Origin of the sequence: Psychrilyobacter sp. (assembly GCF_049671765.1) — a bacterium.
In the GTDB taxonomy this organism is placed as follows: Bacteria; Fusobacteriota; Fusobacteriia; order Fusobacteriales; family Fusobacteriaceae; genus Psychrilyobacter.
This window is the reverse complement of record NZ_JBATVM010000261.1, coordinates 1-23,193: the sequence shown is the minus strand read 5'-3', so window position 1 is coordinate 23,193 and position 23,193 is coordinate 1. Positions and strand designations below refer to the sequence as shown.

The following is a 23,193-nucleotide window of genomic DNA, read 5'->3' as shown; positions in this document are numbered from 1 at the left end:
TCAACTGTATAATTGGTACGGGGATTTTTGGATTACCCAATAAAGCTTATGCTATGATTGGTGAGGCTAGTGTGGGAGTTATTATTTTTGACGCACTATTAGTTATTTCTATTGCTCTATGTTTTGCAGAAGCAGCTGGTCGTTTTAAAGTAAATGGAGGCCCTTATATCTATGCTAAGGAAGCTTTTGGAACATTTTTTGGTTATGAAGTAGGACTTATGAAGTGGCTTATGGGTATTATCGGATGGGCTACATTTGCAGTATTTTTAGCAAATAGAATTGTTCTAATTTTCCCAATGTTTGACACTTCTTTTGGTAAAATGGCTATTGCAATTTTCAGTATCCTTTTCTGGACTGTAGTTAATTTAATGGGTGTTAAGTCTTCTAAAATAGTTAATAATATAGTTACTCTTGGAAAATTAATCCCATTAGTTTTATTTATCTTTGCAGGTATCTTCATGTTTGGTAAGGTTGATACAACAACTTTAGCCGAAACTGTTACTATAGCTGCACCTAATGGAAATACCTTAGTAGAAGCCGCTATATTATTTTTCTTTGCATTTACAGGTTTTGAAGCTATAGGTATAGCAGCTGGAGATATGATTAATCCTCAAAAAAATCTTCCTAAGGCTATCGTTGTAGTAATGATAATTGTATCAACTGTTTATATTGCTATTCTACTAATCTGTATGAAAGTGCTAGGGCCATCTCTTGCTATTAGTAAGGCTCCTGTTGCAGATGCAGCCGGTGTCCTTTTAGGAAGTGCTGGAAAATCATTTATAATGGCAGGTATATTAGTATCAATAATAGGAATAAATATGGCTGGTTCTTATACTTCTACAAAATCTGGCGTAGCTTTAGCCGAAACTGGTCTTGTTCCTGAATTTTTCTTAAAAACTAATAGTAAAGGGGTTCATTATAATGCCGTTCTAGCATCTACTATTGGAACTATAGTACTAGCAATGAGTGGAAGCTTTACTGTCCTTGCATCTATTGGTGTTATCGTTAGATTTATTCAATATATCCCTACTTGTGCAGCTATTTTAATCTTTAGAAAAAGAGATAAAGATAATGGTATAAAGCATGATGGATTTACCATTCCATTTGGACCAATTATTCCTGTTATTGCTCTAGTTGTAAGTATAATATTATTAATCAAAGCAGGTATAGCTACTCCTCATAAAATTGTTTATGGTTTAGGAGGGTTAGTTGTTGTCGCTCCATTCTATAAGTTCTCTAAAGAAAGAATGGAAAACGCAGATAAAAAAGAGACATTGAGAGGTGCACAATAGATGAAAGTAATCGGTATTTCAGGAAATAAAAAACTTTTAGATGGTTTTAACAGAGATTATGTTTTTGATCACTATTCTACATGTATTGATAAAATTGGTGCTGTACCGTTAATTTTACCAATAACTGATAAAAAAGAGGTTGCTAAAGTATATATTGATAAGATAGATGCCTTAATTATGACTGGAGGTATCGATGTAAATCCTTTTTTATATAACGAAGAGCCTACAAAGGAAACTGAGGTCCCTTTCACCAAAAGAGATACTTTTGATTTTATCCTTATAGAAGCAGCATTAGAGAAACATATCCCTATTCTAGGAATATGTAGAGGAATGCAGATAATAAATGTATATTTTGGTGGTTCATTACATCAAGATATCAAATATTACGGTGAAACTAATATACAACATGTACAAAGGTCAAATCACCATGAACCTATTCATTTCGTTGATATTAAAAAGGACTCTACTCTCTTTACTCTCATTGGGACAAAACAAAAAGTCAACTCTGTACATCACCAATGTATTAACAAATTAGGGGCGGGCCTCGTAGCTTCAGCAGTATCTTCTTCGGATAAAATAATTGAAGCCTATGAATCTAATGGAACAAATAAAATCTTAGGTATCCAATGGCATCCTGAAATGATGTTTGCTCAAGGAAATCATGAGATGGAAAATATATTTAACTTTTTAGTTAAATAATAACAATAACTATAGATAATCAAAAAAAACATTCAGATAGAGGGTTCTTCTAAACGAGATCCCTCTTTTAAATTAAAGATACAGATGATATACTATTTAAAATATTATCAACATTAATTTTTATACAAGGAGGATAGACGGTGACAAATAAATTTGGTTTTTGGAGTATTATCTTACTTGGAATAAATACCATTCTAGGATCTGGAATCTTCCTCCTCCCTGGGAGTTTTTATATAGCATTAAATGAAAAAGGTGTTTTCCCTACACTTATTGTTATTGCCACTGTTCTTTCTATATCCCTTTGTTTTGCAGAAGCTTCAGGAATTTTTGAGGGTTATGGAGGCCCCTACATATACGTTAGGGAAGCCATGGGAGAGTTCATGGGATTTCAGGTAGGATTTATGAAATGGATCATCTCTTTTCTTGCATGGGCAACTATGGCTGTTGCTTTTGCAGATCTTTTGGTGGCTTTTTTAGATATAGGTCATATCCCTTATATTGAAAAAATACTTGCTGGACTCTTAATTATAACCCTCTCCTACATCAATTTTTTAGGTGTGGAGTTAACAAAGAGTTTAAATAATATTGTTACTCTAGGAAAGATGGTTCCGATTTTATTATTTGTTTTTATAGGTATTAAATATATAGGTAAAAGTAATCTTACTTTTATTGCGAGAGAACCTAAAGTACTAATAACAGGTTTTGTAGACCCTATCTTAATACTATTCTATGCATTTACAGGTTTTGAATCAATTGCAGTAGCAGCTAGAGATATGAAAGCTCCCCTTAAAAATTTACCCAAGGGAATCATCATTGTGATGATTGGTATAATAACACTTTATCTTATCCTAATTTTTTCTATCCTAGGAATTTCAGGAAAAAATATAGAACCAGATTCATATCATATATTTAATGCTGCCTATCTTCTTTTGGGTCCTCTTGGAGGAAGTTTTTTCTCATCAGGGATAATAGTTTCTATTATCGGTATCAATATAGCCGCTTCATTTACAAGCCCAAGATCTATAGTAGCTCTATCTCAAAAAAATACAATGCCGGAATTTCTTTCTATAAAAAATAAATATGGTACTCCTGGTGCTGCAATTCTACTTACTGGGGGACTTTCGTTACTTATAATCCTTATTGGAAATTTTAATACCTTAGCTTCATTTTCTGTATTTTCAAGAATTTCTCAGTACCTACTTACGTGTATAGCTGTCATCATATTTAAAAAGCGAGGTATTAAAGGTTCTTTAACCTTACCAGGGGGATATCTAGTTCCTATTATAGCCTTGATTACTACAGGTATCTTATTTTACAATTATCTAATTTACATAATTACTGTATTTTTGATATTTTTTTTCATTGGAAAATATTTTTATAGCCATGATAATAATAAATAAATATTTCAGTAATATGTATATATTTTAAACACAGTTTTTTTCAACTATTGGACTGACTTTTTAATGTCAATCTATGATATAATAATAATAAAAAAGGAGATTATACTCATGAAATATAAGGCAGTTATTTCTGATTTGGACGGTACACTTTTAAATTCAGAACATAAAATTTCAAATTATACTAAAACAATTATTAAATCTATTATAGATAGTGGAGTTAAATTTTTCATTGCAACTGGAAGACATCATACTGACGTTTTGTCTATAAAAAAGATATTAGACCTTGATAGTATTATGATTACCTCTAATGGAGCAAGAGTTCATGACAAACAAAATAAAGAGATCTTGGCTAGAGACCTCCCACTATCTATATCAAGAAAAATATTAGATTTGAAAATTGATAGTGACATTTATAGCAATCTATATGCTGGGGATCACTGGTATACAGAAAAAGAAGCTAAATGGATTGAAGATTTTCATAGTGAATCAGGATTCACTTATACTTTAGCTAATTTTAAAGACTTAAAAAATACTAAAATCACTAAATTCTTTTATCTCCATGAAGATCCAAAGGTCATGTCACAATTAGAAGCTAAATTCAAAGAACTTTACCCTAATCAACTTAATGTAACTATGTCACTCCCTGTCTGTTTGGAAGTAATGGCCAAAGACGTTTCTAAGGCAACCGCTATAGTTGAGCTTTTAAAATTAGAAAATCTCAAAATTGAAGAAACAATAGCCTTTGGTGATGGATTAAATGATCTAGAGATGTTAGATCTAGTCGGAAAAGGATTTATCATGGAAAACGGTAATGATATTCTTAAAGAAAAATTACCACATCTAGAAGTAATTGGGAATAACGCAGATGATGGAGTAGCTAAAAAATTAGAAGAAATTTTTAAAATAAAAAAATAATAAATTTTACTAAAATCATTGGGAGGAATCATAGGATGAGAGTTGTTTTACAGAGAGTTTCAAGAGCTAGTGTAGAAGTAGAAGGAAATATAATTGGAAAAATAGGCAATGGATTATTACTATTATTAGGTATTCATGTAGATGATAATATGAAGGAATTAGAATGGATGGTTAACAAGGTTATAGGACTTAGAATTTTTGAAGATGAAGATGGAAAAATGAATAATTCTTTGACTGATGTAGACGGAAGTCTCCTAATTGTTTCACAATTCACCCTTTATGGTGACTGTGAAAAAGGAAGAAGACCAGGATTTACAGATGCTGCTAGACCAGAAAAAGCTATTCCTATGTATGAAGAGTTTATAGATAGATGTAAAAAATTAGGAGTCCACGTAGAAAGTGGTGAATTTGGTGCTGATATGAAGGTGGATCTTTTAAATGATGGTCCAGTTACTTTGGTAATCGATTCTCCTGCAAGACTTAGGGGATAGAACATTTCGAAAAAGTTATCTTGGGATAGCTTTTTTTTTATAGAAAATTAAACTTCTTAAGGATATCATATAAGTTATTAAAAACCATTACATAATCTAATAACCTTGAGATACTCATTTATATGTAACGTCATATTCTTTTTTTACAGTAACTTTACATTGTGATTTTATTTTTACATGATCTTTACCCTATATAGATATTAGTTTTACACAGATATCGTAAACTTCTAAATATAAGAAATAAATAAATTAGGGAGGTTAAGAAATGTTTAAAAAAATATTATTAGGTGCATCATTACTACTATTCGTGGCGTGTGGAGAGGGTAAAACTAAATCAGAAGTAATCAAATTACAGGGTTCAGATACAATTTTAAATACAACTCAAGCTATTGCAGAAGAATTCATGAAAGAAAATGAAGGAGCAAGAATTGCAGTTACAGGAGGAGGTTCTGGAACTGGAATAGCGGCAAAATTAAATGGAACAGTTCATATTGCAATGGCTTCTAGATCTATAAAGGAAAAGGAATTACAAAAAGCTAAAGAGAGTGGTATCAACTTAGAGGAGATCGTACTTGGATTTGATGGAATAACAGTTATCGTTAATCATGACAACAAAGTAGCAGACTTAGATGATAAGACATTAGGAAAAGTTTTCGAAGGAAAAATTACTAACTGGAATGAATTAGGAGGAGAAGACGCTGAAATTGTAGTTTTATCAAGAGATTCTTCTTCAGGAACACACTCTTACTTCAAAGAGGCAATTGTCAGAAATGGTAAAAAAGAAAGTGATAAAGAATATGGAGTTAAAACATTATACATGCCTTCGAATCAAGCAATACTTCAAGAAGTAAAATCTAATAAATATGCTATAGGGTATATCGGTATGGGGTATATGGAAGATTCTGTTAATGAAGTAGCTGTTGATGGAATAAAACCTACTTTCCAAAATGTAGCAGATAAAAGCTATCCTATTGCAAGGGAAGTTTACTGGTACGTTGATGCAGATAGAAAAGGCGATGAAGCTAAATTAGTAGAATTTGCTCTATCTCCAAAGGGACAAGCAATTGTAAAATCAGAAGGATTTGTTCCAGCTAAATAATTCAAATAAAATAGATAAATAATTAAATAATCCCTGCTTAAATGCAGGGATTATAATAAAATTTCTATTATTTTAAATTTATAACTGAAAGCAAATATCGGTTATAAATTTAAGATAATAATTATAAATAAGGAGACAAAATAATGAATATAAGAAAAACAAAAGATTTACTTATGAAGAACAGTATCTTCGGAATAGCGGGATTTAATATAATAATTGTATTTTTAATATTTTTCTTTGTTTTTACAAACAGCATAAAATTTTTCACACATTTTCCAATAGGAGATTTCTTTTTAGGAAGAGAATGGATCTCTCTATCTGATAAATATGGATTATTACCATTATTTATGGGAAGTTTCTGGGTGACTTTGGTAGCACTGGGTATTTCCGTACCCCTGAGTCTTATTACAGCCATATACATAGCTGAATATGCAACTTCTAAAACTAGAGAGAGACTCAAGGTTCTTATCGAAACTATGGCAGCTTTACCTTCCGTAGTCCTAGGTTATATAGGCCTTTATGTTCTTTCTACTCCTATTAAAGAGTTCTTTGGATTAAATACAGGTCTTACGGCACTTACAGGAGGGATATTGCTAGCATTTATGTCTATACCTACAATGGTGAGTATCTCCGATGATTCTATTAGAGCTTTGGACAAGTCTTATGAGGAAGCGTCTTTGGCATTAGGAGCAAATAAATTAGAAACAATTATTAAAATTATTTTACCTGCTGCTTTTCCTGGAATATTTGCTGGAATTATGTTGGGGTTCGGAAGGATTATAGGAGAAACCATGACAGTTCTTATGGTGACAGGTAATGCCCCTATCTTAAATTCTGGTATACTTTCACCAGTAAGAACGTTAACTGCTACTATTGCTGCTGAAATGGGAGAAGTGGTTCAGGGAAGTACTCATTACTACTCACTTTTCGCAGTAGCTCTTGTATTATTTGCTATCAGTTTTGCCACAAATACAATAGCCGACCACTTTATACATAAATCCAGAAAAATAATGGGAAAATAAAATATTAAAAGGAGATAAATAATGAGCATACTCAAGGGAAAAGGAGAAAAAATAATAGAGAGTTTTATAAAAACAGTAGGACTCCTTTCTATACTTCCAGTAGTTCTTATCTTAGGATATATAATCTTTACAGGAGTTCCTGCTATTTCATGGGAATTTTTAAGTCAAGCTCCAAAAGATGGGATGAGAGGAGGAGGAATTTTACCAGCTATTATAGGAAGTCTCTACCTAACACTAGGAACTATAGTTGTCTCAGTACCATTTGGGATACTCACGGGAGTATATCTTGTAGAATATTCAAAAGACAATTGGATTAGAAGAACTATAAACCTTACAATAGTCAATTTAGCTGGAATCCCTAGTATCATATATGGACTTTTTGGGATGGCATTCTTCGTAATATATATGGGGATGGGAGCTTCTATTCTAGCCGGTTCACTTACCTTAGGAATAATGTGCCTACCAGTAATTATTACCGCTACAAGAGAGTCTCTATTAGCGGTTCCTGTCCACTTAAGAGAAGCTTCTCTAGCGCTAGGTGCTACAAAATGGGAAACCACATGGAAAGTAGTCCTCCCTGCAGGATCACCTGGGATACTCACAGGAGTTATCTTGAGTATATCTAGAGCAGCAGGAGAAACAGCTCCTATAATGTTTACTGTAGCAGCATTCTATCTACCGTTTCTACCTGAAAGCATATGGGATCAGGCTATGACACTACCATATCACCTCTATGTAATTTCTACCCAAGTTCCTAATATGCCAAAAGCTAATATGGATGGAACATTATTTGTCTTAGTAGGAATAACCGTAGGGTTTAATTTGTTAGGGGCATATGTAAGAACAAGATTTAATAAACAAAAATAGCTCTCATATATTTCATACAGCTTTAATTTTAGGAGGAATAAAATGGAAAAGAATAAAATTAGATTAGAAGTAAAAAACTTTAATTTCTATTATGGTAAATTTCAAGCTTTAAAAAATATTAATATGGATTTTTATAAAAATAAAGTAACAGCTCTCATAGGCCCCTCTGGATGTGGAAAATCTACATTTTTAAGATCAGTAAATAGGATGAATGACCTCATAGACATCTCAAAATACGAAGGTGAGATTAAATTAGATGGTTATGACATTTTTAGTAAAAAATATGATATTGTTGAACTCAGAAAAAAAATTGGAATGGTTTTTCAAAAACCAAATCCATTCCCAAAGACTATATATGAAAATATTGTCTATGGTCCAAAACTTCACGGTGAAAAAAATAAAAAAATACTAGATGATGTTGTAGAAGAAAGTTTAAAAGCAGTAGCCCTGTGGGATGAAGTAAAAGATAAACTGCATCAATCTGCACTAGGACTTTCAGGTGGACAACAACAGAGACTTTGTATAGCAAGAGCCATTGCGGTAAAGCCAGAGATTCTTTTAATGGATGAACCTACATCTGCACTAGACCCTATCTCCACAGCTAAGATAGAAGGACTAATAAGAAAACTTCAAAAAGATTATACAATAATCATAGTAACTCATAATATGCAACAAGCAGCTAGAATTTCTGAATATACCGGTTTTTTTTATCAAGGTATAGTAGAAGAATTTAATAAAACAGATAAGATCTTTACTAATCCTGATAATAAAAAAACAGAGGATTATATAACTGGTAAATTTGGATAGAAGAATAGAAAAATAAGGAGGATCAAATGAAAAATCTTCATGAAAGAATCGACGAATTAACAGAACAGTTCATTGGAATGTTTAAAAATGTAGATAGACTTTTAAAAATCAACATGGATATGCTTGAAAAAAGAGTATTTATACAATCACTCTATGGTGAGGCAAAAGTAATTGAAGATAGAATCAATACTTGCGAAGTAAAGATAAGAGAGGATTCTATTCAAGCTATAGCTCGGTTTCAACCTGCTGCAAGAGATTTGAGAGCTCTCCTAACTTTCATAGACTGTGTCAAGATGCTAGAGAGAATGGGGGATCTTTTAAAAAATAATCTTAGACTTATGAGAAAACTTCATAAACACGGTAATGGTGCAAAAGAACATCTATACATAATTGAAGAAATGGCAAAAAAAGTTAACGATATATTTGAAACCTATATGCAAGCCTTTATAGAAAGAGATGAAAAAAAAATATATACTCTTTTGGCCTGTGATGAAGAGATCGACGAAATGAGGGTAGAAGTAGTAAATGAGATAATAAACTTTATGAAAGAAAACTCTGAAAATATCGTAGGGGGATCTATTATTTTACTCCTAAGTAAAAAATTTGAGCGATTATCAGATAAGATTATGCAGCTTGGGAAGGGCCTTATTTATACTATGAATGGAGAAAATTTAAGAAAACAGGAACTTGAAAAATAATGGAATCTATTATAAACTAAAAAAACCTGATTAAAAATCAGGTTTTTTTATATTTTCCAAATTTCTGCTGCATATTTTCTTATGGTATTATCACTAGAAAATTGTCCAGATTTTGCAATGTTTTTTACTACCATGGAATTCCACCTATTACGATCCTGGTAAATACCATCTATTTTTTCATGAGTTTTTAAGTATGAATTAAAATCTTTTAGAACAAAGTATCTATCTCCATCTACTAGATGACTATATATACTGGAGAAGTCTCCTCCAAAAGTTCCGTCTCTAAGCATTTCTACAACTTTTTCTATTTTAGGATTTTCTTTTAAAAATTTTATTGGATTGTAGGAGTGTTTTTTTTCTATTGCTTTTAATTCCTTATAATTTAATCCAAAAATAAATATATTTTCTTCTCCTACAGCTTCTTTTATCTCAACATTTGCACCATCTAAAGTCCCAATAGTTAAAGCTCCATTCATCATAAATTTCATATTTGATGTTCCACTAGCTTCCATCCCTACAGTGGATATCTGTTCACTTATATCACTTCCAGGAATTATTATCTGAGCTTTACTCACACTATAGTTTGGAATGAATACCACTTTTATAAACTTATTGATTCTCTCGTCATTATTAATCAACTCTCCTACAGAATTAATTAATTTTATAACTCTTTTCGCTAAATAATAACCAGGTGCTGCCTTAGCTGAAAAGATAAACGTTTTCGGATGCATTTTAAAATTAGGATTTTCAAGTATTTCTCTATATAAGTATATTACATGTAAAATATTTAAAAGCTGCCTTTTATATCCATGAAGTCTTTTTACATGAGTGTCAAAAATAGTATTAACATCTACTTCTATTCCTGTTTCTTTCCATATAAGTTCGGCTAGTCTTTTTTTGTTTTCTAATTTTATTCCCTCTATTTTTCCACAAAATTCTCTATTTTCTGAAAAATTAATTAATTCATTCAAAAGATTAGGATTATTTTTCCAGTTAGAACCAATGGTCCCATCAATTAATTTAGCCAGTGCTTTATTTGACTTCAAAAGCCATCTTCTATGAGTTATTCCATTAGTTTTATTATTAAATCTCTCTGGATATAAATCATAAAAATTCTTCAGTACTTTTTTTGTTAAAATTTCTGTATGTAATTTTGAAACTCCATTTATAGAATGACTACCTACAATAGCCAGATGAGCCATATTTATTAGTCTGTCTTTAATAATAGCAACGTTCATAACTTTGTCCCAATCATCATACTTTTGATAAACCTCATCACAAAATCTTCTATTAATTTCTTCAATAATCATATATACTCTAGGAATTAATTTTTGAACTTTATCTATCTCCCATTTTTCCATGGCTTCGGTCAATATCGTATGATTAGTATAAGACATCACTTTCTTAGTTATTTCCCAAGCTTCATCCCAATATACTCTTTTTTCATCTATTAAAATCCTCATAAACTCTGCTATACAAAGGGCAGGGTGAGTATCATTTATTTGTATACAAAAAGCATTCGGGAATTCATTTGGTTTAATACCTTTTTTAGAATTATACTCTATAATACTTTGTAATCCCGCACTGACAAAAAAATATTCTTGTTTTAATCTAAGTAATCTACCATTTTCAGTGGTGTCATCTGGATATAGCAATTTTGAAATAGCCTCAGCCTTTCTTTTTTTTTCATCTAATTCTGAGAAAGTACCGTAACTAAAAGAATTAAAATCAAAATCATTACCTTCTATTTGAGCTTTCCATAATCTCAGATTATTTACAACTTTATTCTTATAACCTACAATAGGTACATCATAAGGAACAGCTAATATTGTTTCATATCCAGTATGAACAGGAGTTAAACACCCACCTAATTCTTTTAAAGTTATTTCTCCATAAAATCTTATTCTTTTAGACTGGTGACTTTTTTTAGTTTCCCAAACAAATCCATTTTTTAACCAATTATCAGGCCCTTCTATCTGTTCTCCATTTACTATCTTTTGCTCAAATAAACCGTAATCATATCTTATTCCACATCCATGTCCCGGAATTCCAATAGATGCCATAGAATCTAAGAAACAGGCTGCTAATCTCCCTAATCCCCCATTCCCAAGGCCTGGCTCAGCATCATATTTATCAAATCCTATAAAATCTAATCCCACTTCATTCATAACTTCTATACATAACTCTTCTAACCCGAAATTAATTATGTTGGTAGATGTCATCTTCCCCAATAAAAATTCTAAAGAAAAATAATATACCTGTTTTTCTTTTCCAATCCTGTAATTTTCATTTTTTTCCAACCAATTTTCTGAAAGATATCCCTTTATAACTGTGGCGAATATCTTATACTGATCTTCCTTAGATGTATCTACAAATTCCTTTGTAAACATTATCATAGCCACTTTTTTTAAATCAGATAGGATCCTTTCTTTTGTAATGTCCATCTTATCACTCCTACCTTACCTCTATTTTTTATTTATTAGAGCTTTATATATTTTCTTATATTCTTTAGCTGCATTTGCCCAGCTACTTTTTCGTTCCATGGCATTTTTAACTAAAATATCCCATTGATCTTTTTTTTCATAAACTTCTAGGGCATATTTTAAGGTTTCTAATAATTCATGAGCATTATAATTTTTAAAACCAAAACCTGTTCCAATCTTTTCAAATTCATCATATGGAATGACAGTGTCTTTTAGCCCCCCTGTTTCTCTTACAATAGGTATAGTTCCATATCTCATAGAAATTAATTGAGATAACCCACATGGTTCAAATAGTGATGGCATTAAGAATATATCTGATCCAGCATATATCTTTTTAGCTAATACACTATCAAAGGTAATATTTGCTGATAACTTAGATGGATATAAATGTGAATAATATCTAAATAGATCTTCAAATTGAACATCTCCAGTTCCTAATACAACTAACTGTATATCTAAAACTAATAATTCTTCTAATATATGTGCAATTAAGTCTAAACCTTTTTGTCCAGTAAGTCGTGTTATGATACTTATAACTGGAATATCTTCACTCTCTAAAAGACCTAATTCTCTCTGTAGAGCCAATTTATTTTTTATCTTTTTAACCCTTGTAGAAATACCGTATTTAGTATTAAGCTCCTTATCTTTTCTGGGATTAAAAGTTTCATAATCTATTCCATTTACTATCCCTTTAACTTTATAATCTAACTTTTGAAAAAGACCATGAAGACCCTCACCAAAAAAAGGATATTTTATTTCATTGGCATAGGTATCACTCACTGTAGTTATATAGTCAGAAAAATTAATTCCTCCTTTCATATAAGAAATAGCATCATTAAATTTTAGTCTTTCTTCATCAAAATAATAATCACTTAAACCTAATACATCATAGAGTGTATTCTTACTGTATACACCTTGAAACTTAAGATTATGTATGGTGTATACCACTTTTATATCTTTATATTTCTCCCCATAAAATGCTTTTAAAAATACAGGTATTAAAGATGATTGCCAATCATTACAATGAATGATATCTGGTATAAAATCCATGTGTTCAATGGAATCTATCACTGCTCTAGCAAAATAGGCAAATCGTTCTCCATCATCAAAATATCCATAGGCATTTGGACGATTAAAATAATCTTCGTTATCTATAAAATAAAAAGGAATATTATCGTATTTCATCTTATAAAGTCCTACATATTTTTCTCTCCAAGATACATTAGTTGTAAACTTAGATACCAATTTCATTCCACTACGATATCTGTCATGGATACTTGTATATTTAGGCATTATCACCCTAATATCTATTGTTTTAACAAGTGCTTTAGGAAGAGAATGTGCTACATCTCCTAACCCTCCACTCTTAGCAAAGGGATGTGCCTCACTACTTACAAATAATATTTTCATAATGTTCTCCTTTTTTCTTAAAATGCTGGCTCATTAGAGCCAGCAAAAATTATGTTATCCATCTAAAAGTGATTTTTTTTCTATTATCAATGGAAACTCTTCCGATCCAATTACTTTTTGATATTTACTGATTGTTACGTTTTTATCTATAATGACATTTTTTATCTCTACACCCTCTTCAATTACACAAGATTGTAAAATTACACTATTATCTATAATCGCTCCCTTTTTTACAATTACTCTTCTTCCTATGATACTATTTTTAACAGATCCCTTCACAATACAACCGTTGGCTATAAGGGAATTAGAGACCTTAGACTCTGGTTTATATATAGCTGGAGGAGTGTCATTGATCTTTGTAGATATACCACCATTACTTAGGAGAAGCTCCTCTCTAATCTCTTTTTTTAACATATCTTTATTTGCTCTAAAGTAATTTTTTGTTGAATCAATGAATTTAGTATATCCAGTAAACTCATATAGATTAGTAGAAATTTTATAGACGTTATGTTCAATAAATTTATTTAAATCTCCTACAAGTCCATTTTGTACCCCGCTCATAAGTAAATCTATTAAAAGATCCTTTCTTATAATTTTTATTTCTAGCGATATATTTGCTTTTTCTGGAGAATCTACAATTACTCCAAATTTTTCTATTCCTTTATTTTCATTTAACATTATACTTGTACAACCTCTATAACCCATTAGATCGCCATCTTCTTTTTTATAGACTATAGTAAGATCTCTTCCTGATTTTTCATGTGAATCTATAATAGATTGCAGATCAATATTAGCAATTAAATGAGATGAACATAATACAACATTTTTTTCCTTACTCTTATGTAAATATTCTAAATTTGATCTGAAATTTTTTACATTTGATTTTCCAATTTCACTGTCAATGGTAGGATGCATTAAAAATATTCCTCCAGTTTTCCTATTGAGGTCCCAAAATTGACCTCCCCTTATATGATCTCTCAGTGATCCTACATAATTATGTGGAACTACTATTCCTACATTTGAAATTCCAGTTCTAGTTAAGTTTGTCAATGAAAAATCTATTATTCTATATCTTCCTGCAAATGGAATAGATGCAATAGGTCTATATTTTGTAAGGCCCATAATATCATTAGTATCCTGAGCTGCTAGTATTAATCCCATATATGATTTTGCCATAATTCCCTCCCAATTTATTTTATAGTTTTATTTTGCGGTATCACCTTTATTGTAGCATCCCCAACATGAGTTCCAGACATAACATTAGTATTTTCTCCTACTATAACTCTATCTAAAATTACTCCCTTTCCTATTTTTACATTTGGAAATAACACTGAATTTTCAACTATAGCACCTTCCTCAACAATTACCCCAGGAAATAATACTGTATTCTTTATTGAGCCATTTACTTCACATCCATCTACTACCATAGAATTTTTAACACTGGCTCTTTCTCCAAAATATGCAGCACCCTTTGGCTCTCCAGATGTATAAATTTTCCAATCATTTGTATGTAAGTTCAAATCATTATTTTCATCCAATAGATCCATATTAGCTTCCCATAAACTATTTATTGTTCCCACATCTTTCCAGTAACCTTTAAATGGATGTGTAATCATTTTTAATCCATCACCTAACATCTTAGGTAGTATGTTCATACCAAAATCATTTTCTGATTTTTTATTTTTTTCATCTTCAATTAAATATTTTTTTAATTCCGACCATTTAAAAATATAGATTCCCATAGATGCTAAATTACTTTTTGGTTTCTCTGGTTTTTCCTCAAATTCATAAATTGTGTTATCATCTTTGACATTCATTATTCCAAATCTTTTAGCTTCCTCTAAAGTCACTGTTAAAGCTGCAATTGTTACATCTGCACCATCTTTTTTATGCTCTCTTAACATCTTATTATAATCCATTTTATAGATATGATCTCCAGATAAGATAAGTACGTGGTCTGGATCATATCTATCTATATATTGAATATTTTGATAGATAGCATTAGCCGTTCCTTTATACCAAGCTCCACCATCTTGAGTTGTATATGGTGGAAGTATTGCAGTTCCTCCATGCATACTATTTAAATCCCAAGCTGAGCCTGTTCCTATGTGTGTATTCAATAAAAATGGTCTATATTGTGTAAGTATTCCCACAGTATCTATACCTGAATTTGTACAATTACTCAATGGAAAATCTATAATTTTATATTTACCTCCAAAATCAACTGCTGGTTTTGCCACATCTGAAGTTAAAGGAACCAATCTACTCCCTTGTCCTCCCGCTAATAGCATAGCTATCATCTCTTTTTTTCTCATTTAAACTCCCTCCTGTAAATGTTTAACATTTAAATATCTTATCATGATTTTCTTACATTCGATCAATTAAATTGAGTGCTTTTTAAGCATTATATAATAAAAAATTGTTCATTTTAATCATAATATTAAAATAAATTAATTTTTTAAAAATTTTGGCTTCAAATAAATTACTGAAAGAGGCGCTATATTTATCTCTATATGGCAAAGTTCTTTATCTATAGTCCCCCATATAGGTTTTATTATTTCTGAATTTATCCTACCTTCTCCTCCATACTTATTTGTATCACTATTTAATACCTCTTCATAATCAACAAATCTAGGCACTCCCATCTTATGTTTAGAATAATGAACAGGTGTAAAATTATATATTGCTACTATAAATTCATCATTATCTTCACTCTTTCTCACAAAAGAAACTATCCCACAATCATTATTATTCGCTTCTAACCAGTGAAATCCTTCATATGAATGATCAATTTCCCAAAAAGATTTTTCTTTTCTATAAAAAAAGTTTAAGTTTTTAACAAATTCTTGCATCTCTCTATGTTTTTGAAGTTCCAATAACTGCCATTCGATAGATTCATAAAATCTCCATTCTAAAAACTGACCAATCTCTCCACCCATGAAAAGAAGTTTTTTTCCAGGATGTGCCATCATATACCCCAAAAGAAGTCTCAAACTTGCAAATTTATCCACATAGTAACCTGGAAATTTTTCTATAAGAGATTTTTTTCCATGTACTACTTCATCATGGGAAAAAGGTAAGACATAGTTTTCTGAAAAAGCATAAACTATAGAAAACGTAATTAGATTATGATGAAATTTTCTGTTAATTGGGTCAAGTTCCATATACTTCAAGATGTCATTCATCCAACCCATATTCCATTTATAATTAAATCCTAATCCATCTACATCTTTTCCCTTCGTTATATTTGGGCGAGATGTAGATTCTTCTGCGATCATTAATGTGTATGGAAACTCTTTATGTATACCTTTATTTAATCTTTGCATAAAATCAATTGCCCATAAATTCTGATTTCCACCATCTTTATTTTTTAACTCTGGACTAGGTTCCTTGCAAAAATCTAAATACAACATATTAGATACTGCATCTACTCTTAGACCATCTATATGATATTCCTTTATCCAAAAAATAGCATTAGATATTAAAAAACTATGGATCTCTCGTTTGGATAAATCAAAGTTACAAGTCCCCCATTGTTCATTTTCTCCTAATATTGGATTGCTATATTCATATGTTGGAGTCCCATCAAATTTATATAACCCATGAGCGTCTTTACAAAAATGTCCCGGCACCCAATCTAAAATAACTCCTATACCGTATCTATGTAATTCATCTATTAGATACTTAAAATCTTCCGGTATCCCATGTCTACTGGTTACTGAAAAATATCCTGTTCCCTGATATCCCCAAGAATCATCCAATGGATATTCCGATATAGGCATAAATTCTACATGGGTATAGCCCATTTCAGAAATATATTTAGGTAATTCTTCTGCCAATTCTCTATAGGTTTGAAAATTCTCCTTTCCCTGAGGTTTTTTCCAAGATCCCAAGTGAACTTCATAGATATTCATTGGATTCTTATATGGCTCATAGGATTTCTTGTTCTCTTGCCATTCACAATCATTCCAAGAGTAATTTTCTAAATCCCATACTATAGAAGCTGTATTCGGCCTTAATTCTGAATATAATGCATATGGATCTGATTTTACAAGTTTTTCTCCATTCCATGTTTCAACAACATATTTATATTTATCCCCTTTGTTTATCCCATCAATTTGAAGAACCCAAAAATCATTAATTTTCATCATTTTATGACTATTTTGATTCCAATTATTAAAATCTCCTATCACAGAAAGATCCTTAGCGTTGGGAGCCCAAACTCTAAAACAAACTCCACATTCATTTATGTGTGCTCCTAATAGAGAATATGAGTTAAAATGGTTACCTTCGTGAAAAATTTGAACATCGAATTCTATTTCGTTATTTTTTTTCTCATATTTCATAACTAACCCCTTTGTTTGTTAAGTTTGTTGTACATTAGGAGTATACCTCAACTCTAGTATCTTTACAAAAAAATATTGCTTCTTTCCTAATATTTTGTTATAATCATCTAAATAGTTGGTACATATAAAAATATTGGAGGTAAGAAAAATGATTTTAAAAAAAATTAATAAATTAGGCACTTTCAAATTTTCCCCCACTTCAAAAATGGCCTTACTTCCTAAAAAAAACAAAATAGTTTCTTACAGGGGATAGTGACTTCAGGTCACTGTCCCCCTTTTTTAAAATTAATACAAAACTTATATATCCCCATAATATGGTTGGGAGTTTCTATGGTTTACCACAAATTAACCACTATAAGTGAATTTATGCCACTAACGCTCGAGGCTTGTTTTTCACTTTGCTTAAAACACGTCTTGTTTTTTTATAAATTAATCGCAATTAACATTCAAACAACTTAGGAGGTCCAAATGGAAAAAATTATTAATGCCGCTAAAAGTATACCTGAAATTTATGGAGATTATTGCTTCGACAAAACTACCTTGAGACAACGCGTACCAAAGAGTGTATTCAAAGAATTTTTAGAAGTACAAAATGGAAAAAAAGAATTAACTCTTTCCATTGCTGAGGTAATCGCCAATGCTATGAAGGACTGGGCAATAGCAAAAGGAGCGACTCATTTTACTCACTGGTTCCAACCATTAAATGGCCTTACAGCAGAAAAACATGATTCTTTTGTATCCCCTATTGGAGACGGACAAATAATCATGGAATTTTCTGGGAAAGAATTAATTAAAGGAGAACCTGATGCATCTTCATTCCCAAATGGAGGGCTTAGATCTACATTTGAAGCTCGTGGATATACCGCTTGGGATACTACTTCCCCTGCCTTTTTAAAAGGTGATAATACAGGAGTTACGTTATATATCCCCACTGCTTTTGTTGCTTATACAGGAGAGGCACTCGACAAAAAAGTACCTTTACTTAGATCTATGAATGCTGTTGAAAATCAAGCACTTAGAATTTTAAAGATTTTAGGAAATGATACTTCTAAATCTGTTACTACATGTTTAGGAGCAGAACAAGAATATTTTTTAGTCGAAAAAAACCTGTTTAATAAAAGATTAGATCTAGCTCATACAGGAAGAACATTATTTGGTGCAAACGCTGCTAAATCACAGGACCTTAGAAATCACTATTTTGGAACTATAGAGGAAAGAGTAGCTGCTTTCATGAGAGAATTAGACACTGAATTATGGAGATTAGGAATTCCTTCCAAGACAAAACATAACGAAGTAGCTCCTAACCAATTTGAACTTGCTCCTGTATACGGCACTTCAAATGTAGCTACCGATCAAAATCAACTTGTGATGGACATGATGAATAAAATAGCTAACAGACATGATTTAGTGGCATTGTTACATGAAAAACCATTTGCAGGTGTCAATGGATCAGGTAAACATAATAACTGGTCTCTGGCTACCGACGACGGAATAAACTTATTAGAACCAGGAAAAAATCCTAAAGAAAATGCTCAGTTTCTAATTTTTGTTGCTGCAGTTATAAAAGCTGTAGATAAATATGCGCCGCTTATAAGACTTTCTACTGCTAGTGCATCTAATGACAACAGACTTGGGGGACACGAAGCTCCACCAGCTATAATCTCTATCTTTTTAGGAGATGAATTAGAAACTATCTTCAAGAAAACTGATGAAAAATCAGAAACTAAAGGTAAGTTAGAAATCGGTGTAGATTCTTTACCTAAACTACCTATGGATATCACCGATAGAAATAGAACTTCTCCATTTGCATTTACAGGAAATAAATTTGAATTTAGAATGCCTGGATCTAGTCAAAGTACTTCTACTCCTAATGTTATGATAAATACTATTATGGCAGATGTATTAAAAGAATTTGCTGATGAATTAGAAGAAATAGAAGACAAGACTAAGGGGATTCAAAAATTAGTGTCTAAAACATATAAAGAACATAAAAAAATCATTTTCTCTGGAAATGGTTATGGAGAAGAATGGGTAGAAGAAGCCAAGAGAAGAGGTTTGCCTAATTTAAAATCTACAACAGATGTATTAGAATATTATACAGCTCCTGAAACAATTGAATTATTTGGTAGACATGGAGTATTATCTGAAGGAGAATTAATCTCTAGATACAATATCTATGCTGACAATTATCATAATCAAATAGTAACTGAATCAGCTGTTATGATTAAGATGGCTATCCAAGATATCTATCCAGCATCAAACAGATACGCTTTAGAATTAGCTGAAATAATTAAAAAATCTTCTAAAATATTAGGAGCAGAGTTTGCATCAACTCAAAGAGAACTTTTAACTACTATCTTAAAAAATAATGCAGGGTTATATAGTACCGCTAAAAAACTAGAAGGAAAGCTAGAAGAGTTAGAAAAATTAGAAGAAACAACTCTAAGTGTTCATTTTACTAAAGATGAATTATTACCTCTCATGAAAGAATTAAGAACTTATGGAGATAATTTAGAAAGTGTTGTAGAGCATAAGATGTGGCCATTCCCGACTTATGAAGAATTATTATTTAAATTATAAGTGTAAAATTTAAATAAAGAGCGAAGAAATTCGCTCTTTTTTCTATACTAAACTAGTAATCACATTATAAATATTTAAAACTACTAATGCCACTATAGCAATATTGAACACTTTTTGAATTGTTTCATGGGCTAATTTATGGTTAAAGTGAGCTCCTATAAAACCTCCTAAAATTCCACCAGGAATCATTACATAGAGCATAGAAAGATCATGCCCTCCAAATCCATTTTCTATAAAGATAAAAATTAATTTTGTAAACTGAGATAATAAAATTATCAATATTGAAGTTATAGCTCCTTTTTTAATATCCATATTCATAAGTAAAACCAATACCATTACATTTATAGGCCCCCCTCCTATCCCCAAAAAAGATGCTATTGTCCCAAGGATCAGTCCTATTAGAAGTAAGACTATATGATTTTTTAAATGATACCTTGGAAACTTTTCTTTGAATAAAACCAGTGTCAATAAGAATGCTAATATAAATCCTTGAATAGCAGTAGCAAACCCTTCATTATTTAAGGTTTCTAAAAAAAGACCAAACAAATAATTGCCAATTCCTCCCCCTAATATTGATCCTGTTGCAATTACTAGCATATTCTTTTCTACTTTAAATCCTTTCTTTATTTGTTTTCCTGTAGATACAACAGCCATTGAAAACACAGTAAAGGAAGAAAGTATCCCAATAGTAGTAAGGTCATAAGTCCCTATAGCGTCTAAAATTGGCTTTATAACTACTCCTCCACCTAATCCAACCAATGATCCAAAAATTGTTGCCAACAGTCCAATACAAAAGTATAATATCATCATTTTCTTCCATCCTTATAAATTAATTTGTATATCTATGATAGACTAATCTGTTATTTCTGTCAATCTACACTCCTTTAATTCATGCTGTTATTATTAAAACTCCTAAAAGGATTTTTTTACTTAACTTTGTAAAAAATAATAATAAAAAAACATGAGGTGGTTAAAATGATTTTTAAAAATTTAAAAAATGAAATAAAATTAGATGAACTTTTTAGATTTGAAAAAAAGACCAATTCTTATATAATAGATATTTTTGTAAATCACTATGAAGCACTTTACAGTACTCTAGATTTTTCACCTTTTAAAAGTAGGGATTTAAATGATGAATTAATTCTCTACCTAGAGGATTCCATTGAGGATATTCCTTTTAAATATAACCTTTTACTGAATATAAATATGCCTCAAAATATCCATGATTTAACCAAAGAAACCAAGGGAATCAAGGAAATCAAACATTATTTTTTATACCTACAGAAAAAGAAAAAAAAGGAATTTTACAGGATTTATAGAACAGCTATGGTAAATTTTATTACAGGTATTTTATTTATCTTTGCAATTTCTATTATAAAAAAAAATATTTCTGTTACCAATCTAATCTGGGAAATAGTCATAGAAGGATTTTATGTAGGAGGTTGGGTTTTCCTTTGGGAATTTTTTTCATTACTTTTTCTAGATCCTAATAAGGAAAAAAGTAAATTAAAACAGTATCAAAGAGTTCTTGATTCTAAAATCGGCTATACCTATCATAATAATACTAGATAAAAAAAGGAGGTAGCATTGCTATCTCCTTTTAAATTTAATTATTTATTTCCTTTTTTATAAGCACCTTCAGAACCGAATACATTTTCGATCTTAAGCATATAGAAATCTCTCATGTAGTTCTTTGCTGGTGTTAAATATTTTCTAGGATCAAATTCACCTGGTTTATTAGTGAATACTTCTCTAATTCCAGCTGTAAATGCTAATCTTCCGTCTGTATCAACGTTGATTTTGGCAACTGCTGATTTTGCTGCTCCTCTTAATTGGTCATCAGGGATACCAATAGCATCTTTGATTTCTCCACCAAATTCTTTTATCATTGTAATAAATTTAGCTGGTACTGATGATGAACCGTGTAATACAATAGGGAATCCAGGTATCTTAGTTTCAATTTCAGCTAAGATCTCTAATTTCAACTTAGGATCATCTCCTGGCTTAAATTTATGAGCTCCATGTGAAGTTCCGATAGAGATAGCTAGTGAATCTACACCAGACGCCTTTACGAATTCTTCTACTTCATGTGGTTGTGTGAAAATATGCGCATCGTTAGATATTTCATCTTCAATTCCAGCTAAAACACCTAATTCAGCTTCTACAGTCACGCCATTTGCATGTGCGTATTCTGCAACTTTTTTAGATTCAGCTATATTTTCTTCAAATGAATGATGAGATGCATCTATCATTACTGATGAGAATCCCCATTCGATACAGTCTTTTGCTTGTTCAAAAGATGAACCATGATCTAAATGTAAAGCGATAGGAATGTCTGATCCCATTTCTCTTGCAACATCAACAGCAGCTTTAGCTAACATAGGTACTACTGGTTTCCCCATATAGTTTCTAGCTCCACCTGAACATTGTAATATAACTGGTGATCCTTTTAATGCAGCAGCTTCTACTATTGCTAACATTTGCTCCATGTTATTAAAGTTAAATGCTGGTACTGCATACCCTTCTTTATTTGCTTTAGCGAACATCTCTTTAGTGTTCACTAATCCTAAATCTTTGTAATTATATCTCATAACTACCTCCTCTAATATATTTGAGTTTTTCTACTCTTTAATAATACCAAATTTAATACATAAAAGCAATCTTTTGAAAGATTATATTTTACCCTCTATTTGCTTTAAAATATGCCTTAAAAACGACTTGAATTTCATTTTTTTCTTAAACAGAACAAAAACCTCTGGAACTAATTCTATAATCGTATCTATTAATTCGTTATACCTTTGTAATTTTCCAGTAAAAATGTTTTGTGCATTTATTAGCCACGAAATAAGCAATATATCAAAGATCCTCAAAAAATTAATCCCTACCTGGGTAATTCCCCTCCAGGTGATATAGAAATTATAAAACTTAACAATAACTTCTCCATCTTGAATCATCAGTAATTGAAAAAGTACTGTAGTAAAATAAAAAAGAAAAACATACTTCATTCTTTTCATAGATTTTTTTAAATTTTTGTTAAATAGCAGGTTTGAAAGGATCATCAAACCTGCTACTATTACTAATATA

20 protein-coding genes and 1 riboswitch are annotated in these 23,193 nt (G+C 31.0%); of the genes, 12 read left to right on the top strand and 8 right to left on the bottom strand.

Annotation, left to right across the window (positions count from 1 at the left end; genetic code table 11):
• The 10 genes from WBG30_RS12375 to WBG30_RS12330 all read left to right on the top strand — a co-directional run.
• A partial coding sequence (locus WBG30_RS12375) for an APC family permease (protein WP_424504972.1) occupies nt 1-1,292 on the top strand: 1,292 nt, incomplete at its 5' end.
• Nucleotides 1,293-1,991, top strand: a complete 699-nt coding sequence (locus tag WBG30_RS12370; RefSeq protein ID WP_424504971.1) for a gamma-glutamyl-gamma-aminobutyrate hydrolase family protein — start codon at nt 1,293-1,295, stop codon at nt 1,989-1,991.
• Between the two features lie 140 nt (nt 1,992-2,131).
• Nucleotides 2,132-3,391, top strand: coding sequence for an APC family permease (locus tag WBG30_RS12365; RefSeq protein WP_424504970.1), 1,260 nt, complete (start codon nt 2,132-2,134; stop codon nt 3,389-3,391).
• 108 nt (nt 3,392-3,499) lie between these two features.
• Nucleotides 3,500-4,306 (top strand): Cof-type HAD-IIB family hydrolase, encoded by an 807-nt coding sequence (locus WBG30_RS12360; protein WP_424504969.1) that lies wholly within the window; start codon nt 3,500-3,502, stop codon nt 4,304-4,306.
• Nucleotides 4,307-4,341: 35 nt separating this feature from the next.
• Nucleotides 4,342-4,797, top strand: a complete 456-nt coding sequence (gene dtd, locus WBG30_RS12355; protein ID WP_424504968.1) for a D-aminoacyl-tRNA deacylase — start codon at nt 4,342-4,344, stop codon at nt 4,795-4,797.
• A 265-nt stretch (nt 4,798-5,062) separates the two neighbouring features.
• A complete protein-coding gene (locus WBG30_RS12350) occupies nt 5,063-5,896 on the top strand; it encodes a PstS family phosphate ABC transporter substrate-binding protein (protein WP_424504967.1) in 834 nt (277 codons plus the stop codon).
• Nucleotides 5,897-6,039: 143 nt separating this feature from the next.
• Entirely contained in the window at nt 6,040-6,918 is an 879-nt protein-coding gene (gene pstC, locus WBG30_RS12345) for a phosphate ABC transporter permease subunit PstC (RefSeq protein ID WP_424504966.1), read from the top strand.
• Between the two features lie 21 nt (nt 6,919-6,939).
• Nucleotides 6,940-7,785 (top strand): phosphate ABC transporter permease PstA, encoded by an 846-nt coding sequence (pstA, locus tag WBG30_RS12340; RefSeq protein WP_424504965.1) that lies wholly within the window; start codon nt 6,940-6,942, stop codon nt 7,783-7,785.
• A 42-nt stretch (nt 7,786-7,827) separates the two neighbouring features.
• Nucleotides 7,828-8,592, top strand: coding sequence for a phosphate ABC transporter ATP-binding protein PstB (pstB, locus tag WBG30_RS12335; RefSeq protein WP_424504964.1), 765 nt, complete (start codon nt 7,828-7,830; stop codon nt 8,590-8,592).
• 26 nt (nt 8,593-8,618) lie between these two features.
• Nucleotides 8,619-9,290: a phosphate signaling complex PhoU family protein gene (locus tag WBG30_RS12330; RefSeq protein ID WP_424504963.1), complete on the top strand. Its 672-nt coding sequence runs from the start codon at nt 8,619-8,621 to the stop codon at nt 9,288-9,290.
• Nucleotides 9,291-9,337: 47 nt separating this feature from the next.
• Here WBG30_RS12330 and WBG30_RS12325 read toward each other — a convergent pair whose 3' ends face one another.
• The 5 genes from WBG30_RS12325 to glgB form a co-directional block, all read right to left on the bottom strand.
• Nucleotides 9,338-11,734 carry a glycogen/starch/alpha-glucan phosphorylase gene (locus WBG30_RS12325; protein WP_424504962.1) on the bottom strand — a complete coding sequence of 799 codons (2,397 nt, stop codon included), beginning with the start codon at nt 11,732-11,734 and terminating at the stop codon, nt 9,338-9,340.
• A gap of 21 nt (nt 11,735-11,755) precedes the next feature.
• Nucleotides 11,756-13,183 carry a glycogen synthase GlgA gene (gene glgA / locus WBG30_RS12320; RefSeq protein ID WP_424504961.1) on the bottom strand — a complete coding sequence of 476 codons (1,428 nt, stop codon included), beginning with the start codon at nt 13,181-13,183 and terminating at the stop codon, nt 11,756-11,758.
• 54 nt (nt 13,184-13,237) lie between these two features.
• The gene (glgD, locus tag WBG30_RS12315; protein ID WP_424504960.1) at nt 13,238-14,359 is read right to left on the bottom strand and encodes a glucose-1-phosphate adenylyltransferase subunit GlgD; all 1,122 of its coding nucleotides are present in this window, start codon (nt 14,357-14,359) and stop codon (nt 13,238-13,240) included.
• 14 nt (nt 14,360-14,373) lie between these two features.
• Entirely contained in the window at nt 14,374-15,498 is a 1,125-nt protein-coding gene (locus WBG30_RS12310; RefSeq protein WP_424504959.1) for a glucose-1-phosphate adenylyltransferase, read from the bottom strand.
• A gap of 135 nt (nt 15,499-15,633) precedes the next feature.
• Nucleotides 15,634-17,529 (bottom strand): 1,4-alpha-glucan branching protein GlgB, encoded by a 1,896-nt coding sequence (gene glgB / locus WBG30_RS12305; RefSeq protein WP_424504958.1) that lies wholly within the window; start codon nt 17,527-17,529, stop codon nt 15,634-15,636.
• Between the two features lie 277 nt (nt 17,530-17,806).
• Nucleotides 17,807-17,904: riboswitch (purine riboswitch) on the top strand.
• Between the two features lie 93 nt (nt 17,905-17,997).
• Between glgB and WBG30_RS12300 the strand changes: the two genes are divergently transcribed.
• Entirely contained in the window at nt 17,998-20,109 is a 2,112-nt protein-coding gene (locus WBG30_RS12300) for a glutamine synthetase III (protein ID WP_424504957.1), read from the top strand.
• 42 nt (nt 20,110-20,151) lie between these two features.
• Here WBG30_RS12300 and WBG30_RS12295 read toward each other — a convergent pair whose 3' ends face one another.
• The gene (locus WBG30_RS12295; protein ID WP_424504956.1) at nt 20,152-20,919 is read right to left on the bottom strand and encodes a sulfite exporter TauE/SafE family protein; all 768 of its coding nucleotides are present in this window, start codon (nt 20,917-20,919) and stop codon (nt 20,152-20,154) included.
• A 165-nt stretch (nt 20,920-21,084) separates the two neighbouring features.
• On the opposite strand from WBG30_RS12295, the gene WBG30_RS12290 reads away from it, so the two are divergent.
• Nucleotides 21,085-21,681, top strand: coding sequence for a hypothetical protein (locus WBG30_RS12290; protein ID WP_424504955.1), 597 nt, complete (start codon nt 21,085-21,087; stop codon nt 21,679-21,681).
• A 38-nt stretch (nt 21,682-21,719) separates the two neighbouring features.
• On the opposite strand, the gene fba is transcribed toward WBG30_RS12290, so the two are convergent.
• Together fba and WBG30_RS12280 are read right to left on the bottom strand one after the other, a co-directional pair.
• Nucleotides 21,720-22,700, bottom strand: coding sequence for a class II fructose-1,6-bisphosphate aldolase (fba, locus tag WBG30_RS12285; RefSeq protein WP_424504954.1), 981 nt, complete (start codon nt 22,698-22,700; stop codon nt 21,720-21,722).
• 81 nt (nt 22,701-22,781) lie between these two features.
• A partial coding sequence (locus WBG30_RS12280; RefSeq protein ID WP_424504953.1) for a hypothetical protein occupies nt 22,782-23,193 on the bottom strand: 412 nt, incomplete at its 5' end.

Excerpts from the sequence above, each read along its gene's own strand:
- WBG30_RS12325 (WP_424504962.1), bottom strand. The coding sequence starts at position 11,734 with ATGGACATTACAAAAGAAAGGATCCTATCTGATTTAAAAAAAGTGGCT.
- fba (WP_424504954.1), bottom strand. The coding sequence starts at position 22,700 with ATGAGATATAATTACAAAGATTTAGGATTAGTGAACACTAAAGAGATG.
- WBG30_RS12310 (WP_424504959.1), bottom strand. The coding sequence starts at position 15,498 with ATGAGAAAAAAAGAGATGATAGCTATGCTATTAGCGGGAGGACAAGGG.
- WBG30_RS12370 (WP_424504971.1), top strand. The coding sequence starts at position 1,293 with ATGAAAGTAATCGGTATTTCAGGAAATAAAAAACTTTTAGATGGTTTT.
- pstB (WP_424504964.1), top strand. The coding sequence starts at position 7,828 with ATGGAAAAGAATAAAATTAGATTAGAAGTAAAAAACTTTAATTTCTAT.
- glgA (WP_424504961.1), bottom strand. The coding sequence starts at position 13,183 with ATGAAAATATTATTTGTAAGTAGTGAGGCACATCCCTTTGCTAAGAGT.
- glgD (WP_424504960.1), bottom strand. The coding sequence starts at position 14,359 with ATGGCAAAATCATATATGGGATTAATACTAGCAGCTCAGGATACTAAT.
- glgB (WP_424504958.1), bottom strand. The coding sequence starts at position 17,529 with ATGAAATATGAGAAAAAAAATAACGAAATAGAATTCGATGTTCAAATT.
- WBG30_RS12360 (WP_424504969.1), top strand. The coding sequence starts at position 3,500 with ATGAAATATAAGGCAGTTATTTCTGATTTGGACGGTACACTTTTAAAT.
- dtd (WP_424504968.1), top strand. The coding sequence starts at position 4,342 with ATGAGAGTTGTTTTACAGAGAGTTTCAAGAGCTAGTGTAGAAGTAGAA.
- WBG30_RS12300 (WP_424504957.1), top strand. The coding sequence starts at position 17,998 with ATGGAAAAAATTATTAATGCCGCTAAAAGTATACCTGAAATTTATGGA.
- pstA (WP_424504965.1), top strand. The coding sequence starts at position 6,940 with ATGAGCATACTCAAGGGAAAAGGAGAAAAAATAATAGAGAGTTTTATA.
- WBG30_RS12330 (WP_424504963.1), top strand. The coding sequence starts at position 8,619 with ATGAAAAATCTTCATGAAAGAATCGACGAATTAACAGAACAGTTCATT.
- WBG30_RS12295 (WP_424504956.1), bottom strand. The coding sequence starts at position 20,919 with ATGATGATATTATACTTTTGTATTGGACTGTTGGCAACAATTTTTGGA.
- pstC (WP_424504966.1), top strand. The coding sequence starts at position 6,040 with ATGAATATAAGAAAAACAAAAGATTTACTTATGAAGAACAGTATCTTC.
- WBG30_RS12350 (WP_424504967.1), top strand. The coding sequence starts at position 5,063 with ATGTTTAAAAAAATATTATTAGGTGCATCATTACTACTATTCGTGGCG.
- WBG30_RS12290 (WP_424504955.1), top strand. The coding sequence starts at position 21,085 with ATGATTTTTAAAAATTTAAAAAATGAAATAAAATTAGATGAACTTTTT.